The sequence below is a fragment of the Elusimicrobiota bacterium genome (genome assembly GCA_026388095.1).
GTDB lineage: Bacteria > Elusimicrobiota > Elusimicrobia > UBA1565 > UBA9628 > UBA9628.
The window spans coordinates 21,139-38,127 of sequence record JAPLKL010000050.1; the positions used below are offsets into that span (position 1 = coordinate 21,139).

At 67.2% G+C, this 16,989-nt stretch carries 17 protein-coding genes; 9 read left to right on the plus strand and 8 right to left on the minus strand.

The genetic code is table 11. From position 1 onward, the window contains the following. Positions 1–13 precede the first annotated feature (13 nt). The 6 genes from NTY77_13120 (at position 14) to NTY77_13145 (ending at position 5,374) form a co-directional block, all read left to right on the plus strand. The gene (locus tag NTY77_13120) at positions 14–274 is read left to right on the plus strand and encodes a hypothetical protein (protein MCX5796427.1); all 261 of its coding nucleotides are present in this window, start codon (positions 14–16) and stop codon (positions 272–274) included. 80 nt (positions 275–354) lie between these two features. Beyond that, complete coding sequence (locus NTY77_13125; protein ID MCX5796428.1) at positions 355–1,563, plus strand: hypothetical protein; 1,209 nt, start codon at positions 355–357, stop codon at positions 1,561–1,563. A 30-nt stretch (positions 1,564–1,593) separates the two neighbouring features. After that, on the plus strand, positions 1,594–2,541 hold the full coding sequence (locus NTY77_13130; GenBank protein ID MCX5796429.1) for a metal ABC transporter substrate-binding protein: 948 nt from the start codon (positions 1,594–1,596) through the stop codon (positions 2,539–2,541). After that, entirely contained in the window at positions 2,538–3,035 is a 498-nt protein-coding gene (locus tag NTY77_13135; GenBank protein ID MCX5796430.1) for a hypothetical protein, read from the plus strand. Before NTY77_13130 ends, NTY77_13135 begins: the two co-directional genes overlap by 4 nt. 21 nt (positions 3,036–3,056) lie before the next feature. After that, complete coding sequence (locus tag NTY77_13140) at positions 3,057–4,076, plus strand: SGNH/GDSL hydrolase family protein (protein MCX5796431.1); 1,020 nt, start codon at positions 3,057–3,059, stop codon at positions 4,074–4,076. Positions 4,077–4,141: 65 nt separating this feature from the next. Next, entirely contained in the window at positions 4,142–5,374 is a 1,233-nt protein-coding gene (locus NTY77_13145) for a hypothetical protein (protein MCX5796432.1), read from the plus strand. Here NTY77_13145 and NTY77_13150 read toward each other — a convergent pair. Then, the gene (locus NTY77_13150; GenBank protein MCX5796433.1) at positions 5,371–6,546 is read right to left on the minus strand and encodes a hypothetical protein; all 1,176 of its coding nucleotides are present in this window, start codon (positions 6,544–6,546) and stop codon (positions 5,371–5,373) included. The two genes, NTY77_13145 and NTY77_13150, sit on opposite strands and share 4 nt — an antisense overlap. A 15-nt stretch (positions 6,547–6,561) precedes the next feature. Then, on the minus strand, positions 6,562–7,311 hold the full coding sequence (locus NTY77_13155) for a ZIP family metal transporter (GenBank protein MCX5796434.1): 750 nt from the start codon (positions 7,309–7,311) through the stop codon (positions 6,562–6,564). 38 nt (positions 7,312–7,349) lie between these two features. Here NTY77_13155 and NTY77_13160 point away from each other — a divergent pair, with 38 nt between their 5' ends. Both NTY77_13160 and NTY77_13165 read left to right on the plus strand, forming a co-directional pair. Continuing rightward, positions 7,350–8,069, plus strand: coding sequence for a metal ABC transporter ATP-binding protein (locus tag NTY77_13160; GenBank protein MCX5796435.1), 720 nt, complete (start codon positions 7,350–7,352; stop codon positions 8,067–8,069). After that, a complete protein-coding gene (locus NTY77_13165; protein ID MCX5796436.1) occupies positions 8,066–8,965 on the plus strand; it encodes a metal ABC transporter permease in 900 nt (299 codons plus the stop codon). Before NTY77_13160 ends, NTY77_13165 begins: the two co-directional genes overlap by 4 nt. Before the next feature lies 1 nt (position 8,966). Here NTY77_13165 and NTY77_13170 read toward each other — a convergent pair whose 3' ends face one another. The 3 genes from NTY77_13170 to NTY77_13180 form a co-directional block, all read right to left on the minus strand. Next, a complete protein-coding gene (locus NTY77_13170; protein MCX5796437.1) occupies positions 8,967–9,668 on the minus strand; it encodes a carboxypeptidase-like regulatory domain-containing protein in 702 nt (233 codons plus the stop codon). A 2-nt stretch (positions 9,669–9,670) separates the two neighbouring features. Continuing rightward, on the minus strand, positions 9,671–9,934 hold the full coding sequence (locus tag NTY77_13175) for a hypothetical protein (protein MCX5796438.1): 264 nt from the start codon (positions 9,932–9,934) through the stop codon (positions 9,671–9,673). 75 nt (positions 9,935–10,009) lie between these two features. Beyond that, positions 10,010–12,331, minus strand: coding sequence for a hypothetical protein (locus NTY77_13180; protein MCX5796439.1), 2,322 nt, complete (start codon positions 12,329–12,331; stop codon positions 10,010–10,012). A gap of 121 nt (positions 12,332–12,452) precedes the next feature. Between NTY77_13180 and amrB the strand changes: the two genes are divergently transcribed. After that, positions 12,453–13,736, plus strand: a complete 1,284-nt coding sequence (gene amrB, locus NTY77_13185; protein ID MCX5796440.1) for an AmmeMemoRadiSam system protein B — start codon at positions 12,453–12,455, stop codon at positions 13,734–13,736. 1 nt (position 13,737) lies between these two features. On the opposite strand, the gene NTY77_13190 is transcribed toward amrB, so the two are convergent. The 3 genes from NTY77_13190 to NTY77_13200 are packed head-to-tail and all read right to left on the minus strand — an operon-like array spanning position 13,738 to position 16,948. Beyond that, a complete protein-coding gene (locus tag NTY77_13190; GenBank protein MCX5796441.1) occupies positions 13,738–14,163 on the minus strand; it encodes a SitI3 family protein in 426 nt (141 codons plus the stop codon). After that, positions 14,164–15,873 (minus strand): hypothetical protein, encoded by a 1,710-nt coding sequence (locus NTY77_13195; GenBank protein MCX5796442.1) that lies wholly within the window; start codon positions 15,871–15,873, stop codon positions 14,164–14,166. It abuts the gene before it with no gap. 43 nt (positions 15,874–15,916) lie between these two features. Continuing rightward, positions 15,917–16,948: a GDSL-type esterase/lipase family protein gene (locus tag NTY77_13200; protein MCX5796443.1), complete on the minus strand. Its 1,032-nt coding sequence runs from the start codon at positions 16,946–16,948 to the stop codon at positions 15,917–15,919. Positions 16,949–16,989 lie beyond the last annotated feature (41 nt).

Genomic DNA, 16,989 nt, shown 5'->3' on the forward strand with positions numbered 1-16,989 from the left:
ATAGTATCCCTACATGAAACGGCTGGTCCTGGGCATCGCCGCCTTCGGCTTCCTCGCCTTGATCGGGGCGCAGTCCTTCCATAGCCACCAGGGCGCGGTCCGCGACGACTGCCAGCTCTGCGTGCTCGGAGCGCAGAGCGTCCGGCAGGCACCGACCGCGGTGGCCGCCCCCGTCCCGGCCCAGTTCAGCGAGCCGCTGCCCCAGGAATCCGTGGCCAAGCCTCGGGCGTCTTGCCATCGCGAATCTCCCGCGCGGGGCCCGCCGGCATCCTGACCTTCCCCAAGCCCGCAGTCCAGGCGGTTCTCTCCCTGTTTACGGGAGACCTTCGGTGATCACAAACTGAGAGGTATCACATGCGATACACATTGTTTTCCATACTCCTGCTGCTGCCCCTTTCGGCAGCGGCGCAAAACGAAGCCAGTTCCGGGGCCCCGAGCACTTTGCTGCAGCGGGTCAACGACCTGGAGCAACGGCTCGGAAAGATCGAAGGCGCCCCGGCCAAGACCTCCATCTCGGCCTTCAATCCGGCCATGGGCTTGGCCATCGACCTTGCCTACACCCACGGCCCCAACGACAGGTCGAACTTCCTGTTCCGCGCCGCGGAAGTCGGCATCGAGGCGCCCGTCGATCCGTTCCTCAAAGGCTGGGGCGTCATCACCGGCTCCCAAAGCGGCGTGGACGTGGAGGAGGCCGCCTTGCAGACCACCTCGCTGCCTTACAACCTGACGGTCACGGGAGGCCGGCTCTTCGCCTCCTTTGGCCGCCTGGCTCATTTCCACGACCACGAGTTGCCCGTGACCGACCGGCCGAAATCCCTGGACACCTTCATAGGCGGAGAGACCCAGGCCGACGGCGTGGAGGTCTCATACCTCTTCCCCACGGACATATACATTAACGCCACGGCCGGCATGTACAACAAGCTGGGCGCGGACAACGCCCGCGCCGACAACGCGGTGGCGCGTTCGCTCGAGAACTTCACCTACCTGGGCCACCTGAACAGCTATCACGACCTCGGCGACGACCACTCCGTCGAGCTGGGCGTGGACTCGGCCTGGACCCCGAAGCGCTGGGTCACCGACTCCACGGGCCTCATCAACACGCGCAGGAACACCTGGCGCACGCTCAACGGGGTGGACCTCACCTACCGCTACCACCCCGCCCAAGGCGGCATGTACCGGGGAGCGGTCTGGGGCACGGAAGTGATGCAGAACACCGAGATGCGCTTCAACACCGCCCCCGACCCCGCCAACGGCAACGCTCCCTTCAACCTGCCCACGGACCGGGTCCGCGCCTATTCGGGCCTCTCTTACGTCCAGTTCAAGCTGGGCCCGCGCCTGCACCCGGGCGTGCTGGTGGACCTGACCGAGGACCTCGACCAGGCCCGCAAGATCACCCGGACCTACTCAGGCTTCCTGAGCTGCGACGTCTCCGAGTTCCAGCGCCTGCGGGTCGTGTATTCGCACCAGATGGACAACGTTCCCGGGACGCGGGGCGCCGACATCGTCTCTTTGCAGTGGACCGGCATCATGGGACACCACGTGCACGGCTTCCGCGACCGCTAGACCATGAACTTTGAATCTATGGAGAACCCCATGAAAATCAAATCGCTGGCGCTGTTGACGGTCCTGATCTGGGCGGCATCTTCTTCTAGGAGCTATGCCGCCCACCAGTTGCGCATCGTCGCGACCATCCCGGATCTCGTCGATATCACGCAGCGCGTCGGCGCGGACCTGGTCAAGGTCGACGGCCTGGCCAGAGGCACGGAGGACATCCACCAAGTGGTGATGAAGCCGAGCTTCGTGACCAAGCTCAACAAGGCGGATGCGGTCGTGTATCTGGGCCTCTCGGTCGAGCACGCCTTCCTGCCCGGCCTGCTCGACGTGGCGCGCAATCCCAAGATGCGCCAGGACCCGGTCAGCCAGGGCTGCATCGGGGAGGGCTGCATCGATTGCTCCGAGGGCCTGACCGTGATGGAGAAGCCGACGAGCTTGAGCCGGGCCGAAGGCGAGATCCACCCGCAGGGCAATCCGCACTACAATGCGGACCCCGAGGACGGGGTGCTCATCGCCAAGAATATCGCGGCCGGGCTCTCGCGCATCGACCCGGAACACGCAGACGACTACCGGAAGAACCTCAAAGCCTACCTGGCGGAGTTGGAGCCGAGGATCGCGGAGTGGAAGAAGCTGGCCGCTCCCCTCAAGGGCCTCAAGGCGGTCTCTTTCCACAAGGACGTGTGCTATCTCGGTCGCTTCACGGGCATCGACTTCGTCGACACCTTGGAGCTCAAGCCGGGAGTGGCGCCTACGCCCACGCACCTGGAGGCTCTGGTCAAGGAGATGAAGGAGCAGAGAATAAAGCTCATCGTTCGGGAACAGCAGTACGATGCCAAGACCTGCGAGTGGCTGGCCGAGAAGACCGGGGCCAAGATCGCGGTCATCGGCACCATGGCCAACTCCTTTCCAGGGGTCGACACCTTCGAGAAGCTCTCGGAACACAATCTCAAAGCGCTCCTGGGAACGCTGGGGGGCAAGGGCTCGTGAGCGGACTGCTGGCCGCGGTCCTGGGGCTATGCGCGCTGGGCTCTTTCGCCCAGCAGCCCCAGGCCGCAGCCGTTGGTCCGGCCGCGCGGGCCCGCAGCCTGGCCGTGGCGGCTGAGAGCTTCGTCCCGCGTCTGGAAGAGCTGGGCCGGCGCTCCTGGAAAGCGGGATTCAAGGGCGGCCAACTCGACGACGACCTTTGGCAGTTGGCGCGCCAGATCCGCCGCCATCGGCAAGAGGTCCAGGCCTTGGCCCGAGAGGCAAAGGACCTCAAGCCTGAAGACGCGCCCGAGCTCCTCAAGGCCGCCGCGGCGCTGCGGGAGAAATCCGTTTCCCTGCAAAGCGCGGCAGAGCGGGGTTTCGAGAAGGATTTTCGTCCCCATGGCTTCACACACCAAGGGTGGAACATCAAACGCGAAGCTTCCCGAAGCTGCAAAGCCGCCGAGGAGATCGAAGCCTCCGTCGAACCAAGATCCAACAAGGCCCTAAGACTCTGATCCGTTCCCAAGCGCGAACACATGAGGACCTATTTCCGGGAAACAGCGCTGATAGTCGCGGGCACCCTCGCGGGCCTGGCGCTCATGGAACTCGGGCTGCGCGCTTTCTTCAGGACGCGCGTGGATTCCCTGACCGCAGGCAACATCTATCTCGATGCAGGGACCTGCAGGATGTGCCGTTATTCGGACCGGTACGGCTATGAGCTCATACCGAACGCGCAGGACGGCGTCAATACGCTGGGCATGCACGACCGGGAGCGCTCCATCGTCAAGAAACGCGGCGTATTCAGGCTCATGGTGCTCGGCGATTCCATCACCGAATACGGCAGATGGACCAAGTACCTCGAGGCTCTGCTGAACCGGCACGGCAGCTATGAAGTCATGAACTGCGCTGTCAGGGGCTGGGGCCTGTACCAGTATCACGCCTACGCGTTGCGCAATGTCGCAACGCTGAAGCCCGACCTTGTGCTCTTGGCGCTCTGCCTCAACGATGTGGAAAGCGCGGATGTCGTGCACACCATCCTCGCTGACAAAGGCACCGGCAAGGTCAAGAGCTATTTCCTTAAAGGCAGCTGGAAAGACGGCAACCGGACGTTGACCATCTCCTATAATCGCTATCTGTTCGAGCATTCGTATGCGTACCGGCTGATCTTCTCCCGCTTTTTCTTCGCACGCTCGCTGGACCAAGCGCTGGCACGGTCCCATGAGCCGGCGGTACGGAAACTGCGCGAGATCAGGAATAAGACGAACGGCCATGTTCTGGCTGTCATCTTCCCGTATCTCAAGCCATTGGGCACTTACTCCGGGTATGAACGAAGGGAATATGAGTCGACCAAGTCCTTCCTTGCTGAAGCCGGCATAGAGTCCATCGACCTTACCCCCGACTTCAACGCGTACCAGCAGGGCATCGTCGCATTCAGAGACGACCCCATAGACCAGATCCATTTCAATGACCGGGCCAACAGGATGAAAGCGGAGCTTTTGCATCAACGGATCAGCCTGTATCTGCGACGCTCCCGGACACATTTGACCGGGACTTGAGGCGCCGGGGCCATACTATATAGACTTTCGGACAGCGCGGCCGCGCCTCGCCGCGCAGGTGTCTCATGCCGGCAACTAGCGACCTTTACGCCGAGCTGATGATGGAGTACTACCGCTTGGAGGAATCCCTCCTGGCGGAGGCCTCTTCAGGTCTAGCCGCGGCCAAGACTCCTGAGGCGGGGCGCGCCGTGCTCGGGCTCGCCGTCTCCCAACTGCGCGAATTCGTGCTCAGGGCCCTGCAGAGCCAGGCCATGCGGCTCAGCGAGATCAAGGACGCCTTGAAATCGACCGGCGACTCTTTGGCCTCGGCCCAGTTGAGGATGGAAGACATGGAGCGCGAGAACGCCGAGGCGGCCGCGGTCCTCTTCAAGATGAAGGTCCGCAGCGAGTCGTCGCCGCAGGCGGCGCAGGCGCAGGAGTTGGCCGACCGGGTCATCGAGCAGGAGCGGCTGCTCCAGAAGCGCGAAGGCGAACTGGCGGGCCTGCGCAGGCAGGTCCATGATGCCAAGGCCGAACGCGAGTCCCTGTTGCGGCGCCTGGAGGCGGAGGAGCTCCGCGCCGAGGCGCCGGAGCCCGCGGCCGCGCCGCAGACCGGCCCCGAAGTCCTGGAGCTGAATCAGAGGCTGCAGGAGGCGCAGGCGGCACTGCTCCGACTGAGGGCCGACAGCGAAGGTCTGGCGCGCCGCCTGCAGGAAGCCGAGGCGTCGGCCCTGCACAAGGAGGCCGAGCGCGCCGCCTTGGACCAGCGCCTGGCGCAAGTCGAGCCCGCGGCCGTGGCCGAACTCGAGCACCTGGGCGGCCTCCTGGCCGAGGCTCGCGCCCTGGTCAAGCAGCAGGAGGCCGAACTGGCGGCGCTACAGGCTCGGCCGCAGCCGGCCGACGAGGTCCCCTCTTTGAGGGCGCGCTTGGCCGAGCTGGAGCGCCGCCTGGCTGCGGAACCCGTCCCGGATGTCGAAGCCCTGCGCAGCCAGCTCAAAGAAGAGGAGAACTTCCGCAACGGCTTCATCCAGCGCATACACGCCCTGGAGGCCGCGCGCCACCGCGCCCAGGAGGAGGCCAAGGTCGCGGCGGCGAAGATCGCCGCGGCCGAGAAGGTCCCTTGGGCCCAGGAGCGCGCCGCGCTCCTCGCGCAAGTCGGGGGGCTGGAGGTCGAGCTCAACCGCCAGCGCGCGGTCAACGAGAACATCCGGAGCGAATGGACCGAGACCTCGGCCCGCCAGGAGGCGATGCGCCTGGCCGAGATCGCCGGGCTCAAGCGCGAGCTCGAGAAGCTCCGGCCCTCCCGCAAGCCCGGCTAGGTCCGCTCCGATAGCGAGCGCTCGAACTCCTGGAAATCCGGATCGTCCCGGATCTCGTCGAAGTCGCGGGAGCGGAGCTCCTGGGCCGGGTCCGCAAGCCCGTTGCGCACCGCGGTCTTGAGCCACCGCACGGCTGGGCCGGCGTCGCCGCTCGCCGCATAGGCGCAAGCGACATCGCGTGCGATGCCGGGGTCCGGCTGCTCCAGGAAGTTGCGCTTGCCCAGCTTGATGGATTCCCCGTATGCGCGGGTCCGGAAGGCCAGGTCCTGCAGGGCCAGGCGGCTTGGGAAAGAAAGCTCGTCTCCCAGGCTCTTGAGCAGCGGGTAGGCCGCGCCGTAGCGCTTGTCCTCGTAGAGCCAGCGCCCCAATTGCTCGGTCGCGGCCCGGTAGATGAAGCCGGCCTGGGCGCGCTGGCGCAGCTCGATCAAGCGGCGCACGGCCTCCTCTCCCTTGCCGCCGGCCCAAAGCTCCTGGGCCGCCTCAAAATCCCGCTGCAAGCCCGGGTCCTCGTCCTGGGAGGTCAAGGTCAAGGACTGCCTCCAGCTCCGGTACGCGCCCGCCGCGAACACGGCCGCGATCAGCGCGTTGGTGCTGCTTCCCAGGAGCCAGAAGCCCGCCGCCATCAGGACCGCGGCCGCCAAGCCGACGGCGTGCGAGATCCTCAGCCCCCGCAAGCCCAGGCCCGCCTGCAGCATGGTCCGGACCAGCATGCCGCCGTCCATCGGCTGCACCGGCAGGAGATTGAACAGGCTGAAATAGAGGTTGACCCTCGCCAGCGCGAGCAACAAGAACAGAACGCGGGGAGAGCGCGTGAGCTGAAGCCCCGCATGGGCCCCGGCCGCTTTGGAGGCGAGCCAGGCCAGGGCCAGGCCCGTGATGCAGCCGCTGGCCTGGATCGAGCATCTCTGCCAGGTCTTGAAGGCCTCTCCCTGCCTCGCCCGGGTGGTGCCGCCGAAGCCGTGCAGTTCGATGTCCGCTCCCGAGCCGAAAGCCAGTATGGTCAGGGCGTGCCCCGCCTCGTGCGCGAAGACCGACGACGCGATGGCCAGCATCCAGAGGAGGGCGACGTCGGCGCTCCCATGGCCGGCGTACCAGCCGAAAACGGCGACGATGACCCAGAAGGAAGGCCGCACGCTCAGGCTTATCCGGCTTCCCGGCAGGGGGACCCGCATCGGGGCAAGACCCGATCAGCCCACCAGCAGGAGCAGGGCCATGAAGCCCACGCCGGCGGCGATGAGCAAAGAGTGCCAGAAGGCCGAGGACAGGCTCACCTTCTCCTGCAGCTCGGGGACCAGGTCCGACCCCGCGATATAGATGAAGCCCCCGGCCGTGATGGGCAGGATCACGTCCGAGAAGCCCTGCAGCACGGGCCCCAGGAGCAAAGCGACGACGCCGCCGAGGATGGCGGTCAAGGCCGAGAGGAAGTTGCACAGCAGGGCCCGCCGCACGCTCAGTCCGCCGTGCACGAGGATGGCGAAATCCCCGATCTCGTGGGGCACCTCGTGGAAGACGACCGCCAAGGTCGTCGTGATCCCTATCGGGATGCTCACCCCGTAGCTGGCGCCGATGAGCATGCCGTCGATGAAGTTGTGCGCGCCGTCCACGATGAGGATGAGCGGGACCAGGGGCTTGACCCGCGCGGGCTTCGCGAAAGCGCTGCCCTGTCCCCAGCGGATGAACTTCTCCCCGATGAAGAAGATCAGGATGCCCAGGAGCACCCAGAAACCGGTCGCCGGTCCCGGACCCAAGGTCTTGAAGGCCTCGGGCAGGATATGGATGAAGGCGTCGCCGAAGAGGGCGCCTACCGCGAAGCTCACCAGGAGGAAGAGGATCTCCCGGAGCCGCTCCTCTTGCAGGGAAAGCGTGAATACGCCCATCAGCGAGAGCAGGCTCACGAGGACCAGGCTCGTGATCGCCCAAAGCCAGGTGGCGGCCATAGCTGAGAGTCTACGTTATTTTGGATAATCTTGGCTTGATGAAGGAGCCGCTGATCCGCTTCAAGCACGCGAGCCTCGGCTACGGCAGGGTCCCGGTCCTGACCGGCGTCGATCTGGAGATCCCGGCTCAGGCCTGCGTCGGGATTCTGGGCCACAACGGCTCGGGCAAGACCACCTTGCTCAAGACCATCCTGGGCTTGATCCCCTGCATGAAAGGGCATCCCGTTTCCCATGGGCTCGGCCTGGCCGCGCCGCGCTTCGGCTACGTCCCTCAGAAGGAACGGCTGGACCCCATCTACCCCCTCTCCGCCTACGACGTGGCGGCGCTGGGAGCCTATCGCCGCTTGGAGCTCTTCGCCAAGCTGCGCGGCCGCGACCACCGGCAGCTCATCCAACGCTGCCTGGCCGACTGCGGGGCGGCGGGCCTGGCCGGCAAGGCCTACAGCGACCTCTCAGGCGGACAGAAACAGCGGGTCCTCATCGCCCGCGCCCTGGCGGCCGAGCCCGAGGTCCTGGCCCTGGATGAGCCTTTGGCCGGCATCGACATCACGACCCAGAAAGCCCTGCTCAAGCTCCTCCAGTCGCTCAAGGAGCAGCGCGGGCTGACCATCCTGATGGTCAGCCACCGCGTCCAGGCCGAGAAGGGGCTGTTCACCCACATCATCTGGTGCGATGAAGGCCAGGCCGTGATGGGCACGACGGAGGAGATGCTCGCCCACGGCGGCAAGCTCAGCGAGATGTTCCGGGGCGAGCTATGAGCCAGCTCGTGGCCATGCTCAAGCCGGACTTCCTCCTCCACCACGCCCTCTATGGCAGCGTGGCGATGGGCTTCGTCTGCCCCTTGGTGGGAGTCTACTTCCTGCTGCGGCGTCTGGTCTTCTGGGGCGTGGCTTTGCCCCAGGTCTCGGCCGCCGGCATCGCCTTCTCCTTCATGCTGCAGGGTCTGGGCCTATCCATCCTCGCCGGCTCCGAGACCCAGGAGAAGCACCTCGCCATCGTCGCGTCGCTGCTCTTCACGGGCTTGAGCATCCTGTTCCTGGCCTTCCTGGAGCGGCGCGGCAAGGGCGTCTCCGAAGGCCGCATCGGCTCTCTCTACGCCCTGGCCTGGGCCGCCTCCATCCTGTTCGTGGCCTGGAACGCGGCCGGCGAGACGGAGATGCTGGGCCTGCTCAAGGGCGAGATCGTGGCCATCTCGGAGAGCGACTTCCACGCCATGCTCGACATCTTCGGTCTGATCGCGGCCTGCATGTTCCTCTTCCAGAGGGAATTCCTGCTCGTCTCATACGACCGGGACATGGCGGTGACCTTGGGCCGCAACGTGCTGGTCTGGGACATGCTCCTATATCTGATCGTGGGCCTGACCGTATCGCTGGGAGTGATGACCGTGGGACCGCTGGTCATCTTCGGCTTCTTGGTGGTCCCGCCCATGGCGGCCCTGCCCTGGGCTCGGGGCATGACGTCCTTCTCGGTCCTGGCCTCTCTGTGCGGCGGCGCCAGCGCGCTCGCCGGCTTCGACGTCTCCTACTCCTACGACTTGCCCTTGGGCCCGGTGGTGGTCTGCGTCGCCTGCGCCTTCCTGGCCCTGTCCTGGCTCGCCCAAGCGGCGCTCGGGCTCAGAGGCCGCCGGGGCTTGGTCGGGCGCTCCGGCGCCTAGGCTAAGGCTTCGGCGCCGGGGGCAGCCAATCCTTGGGCACCACGACGAGGTCCAACAGGACGACCTCTTGGCTGACCGCGAACAGGACCCGCGCGGGCTCGAGATAATCGTCCCTCTGCGCCAGCACGGCGCGGCGCTGGGACTCGGAGCGGGCGCGCAGCGGCGGGATGAGGTCCTCGAACTGCCCCTGGTACCCCTCGGTCGAGACGGAGACCGAGACCTGGTCCGCCGCCTCGGAAAGGTCGCAGGTGTAATGCCCGTTCAAGTCGGTCGGGCATGTCGCAGCCACGCCCGTGGCCCCAGGGGGACCGAGCGCCAAGATCACCTGCGCTGCGGCCAAGGGCTTCTTGTTGGCAAGGTCGTACACCACACCGTAGAATCTCCGCTTCCCAGGGCCTGCGGCGGGCGGGACGGGCGCGGGCTGCGCCTCGGGATCGGGGACAGGGGCGGTCGCGGCCGCAGCTGCGGCCGCGCCTCCCGGGCCCGCAGCCTTTGCGGCCGCCGCAACGTCGGCCGCCGCCGCCGCCCTGGCGGCCGCGGCGGCGGCCCGGCGGTCCACGGCCATCCGATGCAGCGTCCAAGCGCCCCAGACCGCGGCGAGGAGCAGGCCGCACAGGAGCAAGAGCACCGGATGGCGCTGCCGCGGAGCCGGCCGGTCCTCATCAAGATCCTCCTTGTAGAGGTCCTTCTCATCGTACTGCATGCTCAGTCCCCCAGTCCCGACGCCGCCCAGACGAGTCCGACCAAAACCACCAACCCGCCGGCGGCCTCGGCCAGGCCGCTGTGCAAGACAGCGCCGAGCCCCGCGATGATGAGCCCCAGGGTGCCGACCCCCGCGCCGCGGGCCGCGGCCGGATGGCTCCAGTCCTTGGCCCGGACGATGGCGGCGTAGAGGAAGGCGCCCACGCCCGCGGCCGCGGCTCCCACGACGGCCCAGGCGAAGACGCGGCCCAGCCAGGAATCAGGCATCGGCCGCTATTCTACCAAAACGCGCCGCCCAGACGCCTGAGCGTCTGGGCGGCGGTTGCGCGGACGGCGGGAACCTCAGGACACGAGACTGAGCACCCAGCTGGTGAAGCGCCGGGCGAGAGTGACGACCGTTCCCGGGTTCTGGGGCAGCGTGATGCCGTGGATATTGGCCACGGCGCGGATATCGGCCTCATGAGGCATGTTGCCGTTGGCGTCCATGTCGGAGAGCAGCACCTGGGCCATGGCGGCCGGGATGTTGGAGGCCTTGGCGAACATGGTCGGGAGGATCAGCGCCTCGGCCAGAGCCGCTCCGGCCGCGTCTCCCATCTTGGCCATGAAGGCCTTGCGCAGCTTCCAGGCGAAGCCCTGCCAGGCCTGACCCTGGTCGTGGACCTCATCGTTGTCGCTGTACTGGTAGGTGTTGTCGCCGTGGCGGATGTAGTCGACGGGCTTGCCGTCCGGTCCCGGCCGCGGCTGCTTGAGGAAGTGCTCGCCGATGATCGGGTTGTTCAGGAGGAACATGGAGACGATGTCGCCCCAGCCCTCGGAAAGACCGCCGTTGACGATGCCGCCGGTCATGTCGTCCCAGTAGTGGCCGTACTCGTGGTCGGCGACGGTGTCGTAGGCCGAGTTCACGCAGTTCTCGCTCGACTTGAAGAAATTCAAGCTCGGGCGGCCCGGCGTGTAATAGGCGTTGCATTCATCATCGACGTTGGTGCGCACGACGATGGGCTTGCTATCCATCTTGTCGTTGGTGACCTTGTGCGTCTTGAGGAAGTCGTAGGCCAGGTTAACTTTCTGGAAGGCGCTGATCTGGGCCAACGCGTTCTCGTCGTTCAAGGTCGAGTTTGGGTTGAAGACGACCTTCAGGCCGGTGTCGCCGGGCTTGACCGTGACGTTGACGGACATGGTCTTGCCGGAGCTGTCCTGCAGGTCCACGTAGGGGCCGGACAGCTTCGCGGTCAAGGTCAGGCCCTCCGGCCCGACCTGGAGCGGCGAGTCGGTCTTGAAGCCGCCGTCCTTGTCGGTCACGTAGGTCTTTCCGCCGATCTGGACCTTCAGATTGCTCAAGGCGATCTCCTTGAGCTCAGCGGTGGGCAGGATCGGGCCATGGTCCACGGCCTTGCCGGTGACCGTGCCGGCCACTCCCTGCGCGTCCGCGCCCGCGCGCGGGTCCCAGGCGAAGGCCTCGCCCGAGACCACGTCAACGGCCAGCATGATCGGCCCTGGGCCGTTCTCGATGAGGTAGATATTGGCCGCGTGCCAGGCGCCCTTGACGTAGACGATCTTCTTCTCCAGGAAGGTGGCCTCCAGGCCGTACATCTGGGTGTAGACGCCCAAGCGCTCCAGGGCCTTGTCCTTCAACTGGTCGTCCGGGAAGCGCGGGGTGGTGTCCACGGAAGTCTTGGGGTAGAGCTTGGCCATGGCAGCCATGACCACGGGCCGGTTCTGGATCACCTTCATGGTGAAGCTCAGGCCGGTGCCGTGCATCACGATGCCGCCCTGCTGCTGCTGGAAGTAGGCGTAGATGGTGTCGGCTTGATGGCCGACTCCCGCGATGCGGCGCACATGGATGGTGGCCAGCTGCGAGCTGGAGATCCCGTACTTGACCGGATCGGCGTCCACCATGGCGCGCAGGGCGCGCTCCACGTCCGCCTCATTGGTCGGGTCGGCCTTCAGGATGGTGGGGCCGGAGCTGAAGATGTCCGCGCCGGTGGAGAGCACGCCGGGCAGGTCGAAGTTCTCGATGGAGACGCCCTTGCCCTTGCTGGTGTCCGGCGCCGAGGGGGCTTCGTCGAGGACCATGCCCTGCGGCAGGTTGGTCTTCTGCGGCAGGATGCTCGCGACCGCGCCGGGCGCGGCGGGCTTGGAATTGTCGAAGACCCGTCCGAGGTTGAGCTTGGCGGCGATGGCCGAGGCCAGGCGTCCGATGAGGCTCTTACGCTGGACGGGGGCCGCGACGGGGTCGGCGGAAGCCTCGGCGGAAAGGGCAGCCAACTGGGCCTGCGGGGCCTGGGCCGGAGCCGCTAAGACCGGACCGGCGGCCACGACGGAAGCGCCGGGGCCCTCGACCACGGCCGCGACGGGGGCCGCGGGGGCGGCCGCCTCGGGAGCGGCGAAGGTCATGGCGGCCTGCGCGCCGGGAGCCGCGACGATCGGGGTCTGCGGCAAGGCCAAAGCCCCGCTGAGGCTGAGACGGGAGGCCGGGGTCAGGAGGGAACCGTTGCCGAGATTCTGGGAAGCGGCGTTGACGGGAAGGCCGGTGATCCCTCCAGGCACGGCGCTCTGGGTGACCTGAGTCTGCACCGCCACGGCCGAGAAGACCGGCAGGGGGACGGAGGTCAGGGTCAGGACCAGAGAGATGAGGACGGCGGGTAGCTTGCTGATGTTCTTCATGGTAAGCCAATTCTATCGCAACCGCCCGGCGCGCGTAGTGAGTCCTTGGGGCAAGAGGCCCTCGGCATGAGGCCCAGGGATTTCCGGGACCAAGGACTCACCTTTTAAGTAGAATGGCCGCATGCCCATTTTGGCCGTCGGCCAGCCCATTCCCCCTCTTCGCCAAGCCCTGGAGGCCGTCCCCGTCGAAGAGAAGGGCCAGCCGCTGTTCCTGCTCCAGGACCTGGAGGGCATCGCGGCGCAGGCGGTGGCGCTCTCGCCCGCGGGCCTGGCCCTGGCCGCCTGCTTCGACGGCAAGCGCTCGGCCGCCGAAGTGGCCGCGGTCTTCGCCAAGAACACCCGGCATCTGCTCAAGACCGAGGAGGTCCTCGGGCTCGCCCAGGACCTGGAGAAGAGCCTGCTTCTGGAGACGCCGCAGACCCAGGCTCTGCGCCGCAAGGTCCTCCAGGAGTTCCGCGACTCGCCGGTGCGCAAGGCCAGCTCGGCGGGGCGGACTTATCCGGACGAGGCGCTCGCTTTGTCCAAGATTCTGGGCGGCTTCTTCAAGGACCCCAAGGGTCCGGGGAAAGAGCCCGCGGCCGAGCCGGCCGAGCCGGCGCCGCTGGGCTTGATCGCGCCGCACATCGACTTCGAGCGCGGCGGCCCGGCCTACGCCTGGTCCTACCAAGCGCTCTCCGAGACCCGGCCTCCCGACGCGGTCGTGGCCCTGGGAGTGGCGCACATGTCTCCCAATTCTCCCTGGGTGATGACGCCCAAAGCCTTCGCGACCCCCTACGGAGACGTCGCCCTGCACCAGGGGCTCTATGATGAGATCCGCTCGGCCTTGTGGTACGACCCGCGCGACGACGAGTGGGTCCACCGCAACGAGCACTCGCTGGAGCTCCAGGCCGTGTGGCTGCGCTATCTCTGGCGGGAGAAGACCCCGCCCTGGGTGCCCATCCTGGTCTCCTCCTTCGAGCGCTTCGCGGCCGAGCAGCCTCCCTCCCAGGTCGAGACGGTGGAAGGCGCCTTGAGGAAGATGGGCGCCGCCCTGCGCCGCCGCGCCCTCAAGGGCGAGCGAATCATGGTCCTGGCCGGAGTGGACCTCTCCCATGTGGGACCGCGTTTCGGAGACCAGGAGGACGTTACACCTGAGGCGAAGAAGCTGGTCGAAAAGGATGACCGCGCCAGTCTGGAGCACGCCCTTCGCCTGAAGGCCGACGACTTCTATCTCTCGGTGGTCAAAGACGGCAACAAGCGCAAAGTCTGCGGCCTCTCCGCGCTCTACACGGCGCTGCGCCTGCTCCAGGCCCTGGCCGGCGACGCGCCCGGAGCTGGGAAGCTGCTGGCCTACGGCCAGGCTGACGACCCGGCCGGAGGCTTCGTCTCCTTCGCCAGCGCCATTTTCCCGGCCGGCGGAGCGTGATTCAGAGGGACGGCAGGCTTTCCTCTATATAGGGGACATCCACGAGCCCGCGCAGCGCCGGGCTCTTCCACCAGCCGCGGTCGGTCTCCAGGATGACCTGGCCGCCCCGCCGCATCAAGATCGGGAGCTCCCAATTGAAAAGCACGACCATGTCGCCCTGCGCCACCTTCAACAAAGCCATGAGCACCCGGATGAGATTGAAATTGCCGGCGTAGCCGTCGTCGGCGTTGTAGACCGACAGGTCCAGGCGCACCACCAGGTCGGCCTGCGAGATGAAGCCGTAGGCCTCGCGGATGGCATGGACGCGAGGCGGCTGCGGGCGGCCGGGATGGAGCGTCAATCCGCGCACCTCCCCGATCTTGGCGGCGGCGAGCAGGCCCTCGGCGGGACGCGGGTCGGCGAAATGCAGCTCGTACTCTATCGACATCTATTTGGCCGCGACCGGCAAAGGGACGACTTTCCCGGCCTTGACCAGCGGAGTCACAGTCCCCGTCCGCACCACCAGGATGTCGCCCAGATTTGGGATGGGGTGCTGCAGAGCCTGCGCCTGCAAGGCGCCGAGCTCCACGGAGGAGCCGTCGAGGTTGAGCACGAAGCTGTGCGCCTGGTTCCGGGCGGCCTTGCCTTCCAGAGTGGTCCATATGTTGGCGGCTTTCCCGGTGAAGGGCGAGTAGCAGTCGTGCCCGACGCCGTCGATGAGATAATCCGCCCCGGCGCTGAGGCCGTTCTGGTGCACCCGATAGCCGTTCTGGGCCAGGAGCTGGGCCGCATCGTTCTGCCTCTGCAGGGCCAGCTTGTTGGAGGGGTTCTCCGCCGGGTTGATGGAAGCCGGCGTCCCGGTGAGCTCGCCCTGCCCCGGCACCGGCCCGAAGGCCCGCTCCAGCGGCCCCTTGACGGAGGCGGGCAGGCTGGCGTCCAAGGCCGCGGCGCCCCGGCCCACTCCGAGCCTGCTCATCTGGGCCGAGAGCGCCGAGGTCATGGAGTCGATAGCCGCCCGGCCGGGCTTGGTCTTGCCGACGCCATAGCCGATGGCGCTCATGAGGGCCAAGACCAGGACCGTGCCGCCCACCTGGCCCAGCCGCAGGAGGGATTGCGACTTCTGCAGGGTCCCGACCCCGGCCTGCAACAACGCCCGGCTGGCATCCCAGCCTTCCTTGAACAAGGGTCCCAAGGTCGCGGCCAGCATGCCCAAGGAGGCGAGGCTCACGGCGACCTTGGCGACCAGTCCGAAGCCGGAGAGGGCCGACATCACCAGTCCCAGCACGAGGAACATCAGGTTCGTCGCGATTCCTTGGATCGTGCCGAACTGGGCCTTGAAGGCCTCCACGACCCCGGCTATGAGCGGCGCCAAGGTGGGATGCTCCCGGCAAAGCCCCGCGATCTGCGGGTGCGCGCCGAGCGCCTGCCGGCACGGCGCCGCCAAGCGGTCCTTCTCAGCATCCTCTGCAGGCTGCGGAGCCGGAGATTCGCCGAAGGCAGGGACATCCTGCAGCTTCAAGCCCTTCATCGTCCGGCTGGTCCTGGGCGAGGCGGCGCCGCTCCCGCCTGTCGAAGAGACCGCGCCCGCGTTCAGGCGGCCCGCGGCCGTATCCAGGTCCCAGAACCTGCGCCCCTGGGAGCCGTCCACGGCCGCGTTCCAGCGCTGCGGGTCAACGACGGCCTGGGCCTTCTTCAACTCGGCCGGAGGCCGCACCGCCTGCGTGGGGACAGCGCCGCCGACCGTCGTCCCGGGGAACATCCTGCCGAGGAGCGCGGCCACCTCCTCCAGCCGCGGCCGGAAGATGGCGCCGGCCTGTGCCGGGACCTTCGCACGGCCGGCCCTGCACTCCGGAGTGAGCCCGGTCCAGAAAGGCGCCTCCGCCTGCAGGGCCTCGCCCGCGGCCTTCTGGAGTTCCAGCAGGTCCTTCTCGCCAGGCTTGGGCGAGGCCAGCAGTTCTGATATGGATTCGAGCGCGGCGCCCGCCGCGGCATGGTCTTTCTGGGCATAGCCCCCGGCGCGCAGATCTTCGACGGCGGGGGATAGCCGGTTCCAGACGGCGCGCAGATCCGCCCGCGTGGAGGCAGGGTCCGAAGCGCGACCAGGAGCGCTGAGGAGGAGCAGGCAGAGCGCGTACGCCAAGGAGGCTCGGGGTGGCATGGGTTGCCTCGCCTATCCTATATACCCCCGGAATCCGCGGATTTCAAGAGGGCGGTCCGGGAACAGGCCGCTCAAGGCCCCCGTGCGAATGATGACGCCTCACCCAAGGCGCGAGCAGATCGGCCAGCACGCGGTGGCCGGCGGCGTTCAAGTGCATGGCATCCAGGAAGAAGCGGCGGGGGTCCTGCCCCCGGCGCGTCTCCATCTCCGCCGCGAAATCCACCAGGCCGACGCCGGTCTGCGCCGCCACCTCGCGCACGGCCCCCACATATTTCTCATGATCCGCCAACTCTCCCAGAGAGTGGCTCGCGAACCAGCCTTGGCCGGCCTGAGCGAGCCGCGGCTCGGCCGGCGCAGTGATCAGCACGACCTGGGCGCCGGCGTCCCGGGCATCGCCGATGATGCCGCGCAGGTTATCCTTGAACTGGGACAGCGGCACTTGCGCCGCCCAGCGCATCCTTTTGAAGACCGGGCTCTCCGCATCCCACAGGCTGGCTTGGAACCTCAGCAGGAGGCTCGCCAAACGCCAATGGACCGCCCAGCGGCGGATGCCAGCGAACGTCTTCTCGCTGGCGGCGGCGCGCCAATGGTCGTTCCACCCGTAGTAGACCGTGACCAGCTGCGGCCGGAACTCCAGCAGACGGGATGTCCGGAGCCAGCGCCGGCCGGAAAAGGAATTGTGTCCCGGCACGCCGGCATTCATGGTCTCCAGGCCGCGCGCCGACAGCAAAGCCGGATAGGTCTCCGATTCAGCGAGCCTCACGCCGAACGTGCAGGAATCCCCCAGGCTCAGGACCAGGGGCCTCCTGGGCTCGGCTCCCCGCGTCCCGTACGCGCTGACGCGCGCCGGAGCTCCGAAGACCTCCGAAGGGTATAAGCCCGGCTTGGGTCTATAGCGGCACTGCAGATCGTCCAGCGCCCAGCGCGAGCAGTAGCGCCAATGCGGCTGGACTCCCAGCGCGGCAAGACCGAGTTCGGCCAACAGGAATCCCGCGATCAGGCCGGGCAACGCCCATACGGCCCAGCCGCTGAAACGGCCCCGTCGCGACCCTCCCGCCTGGCCTGTCACGAGCATCTTCCCTGTGGCTTGCGAACGCGGGTTCCCGGCAGGGGCCC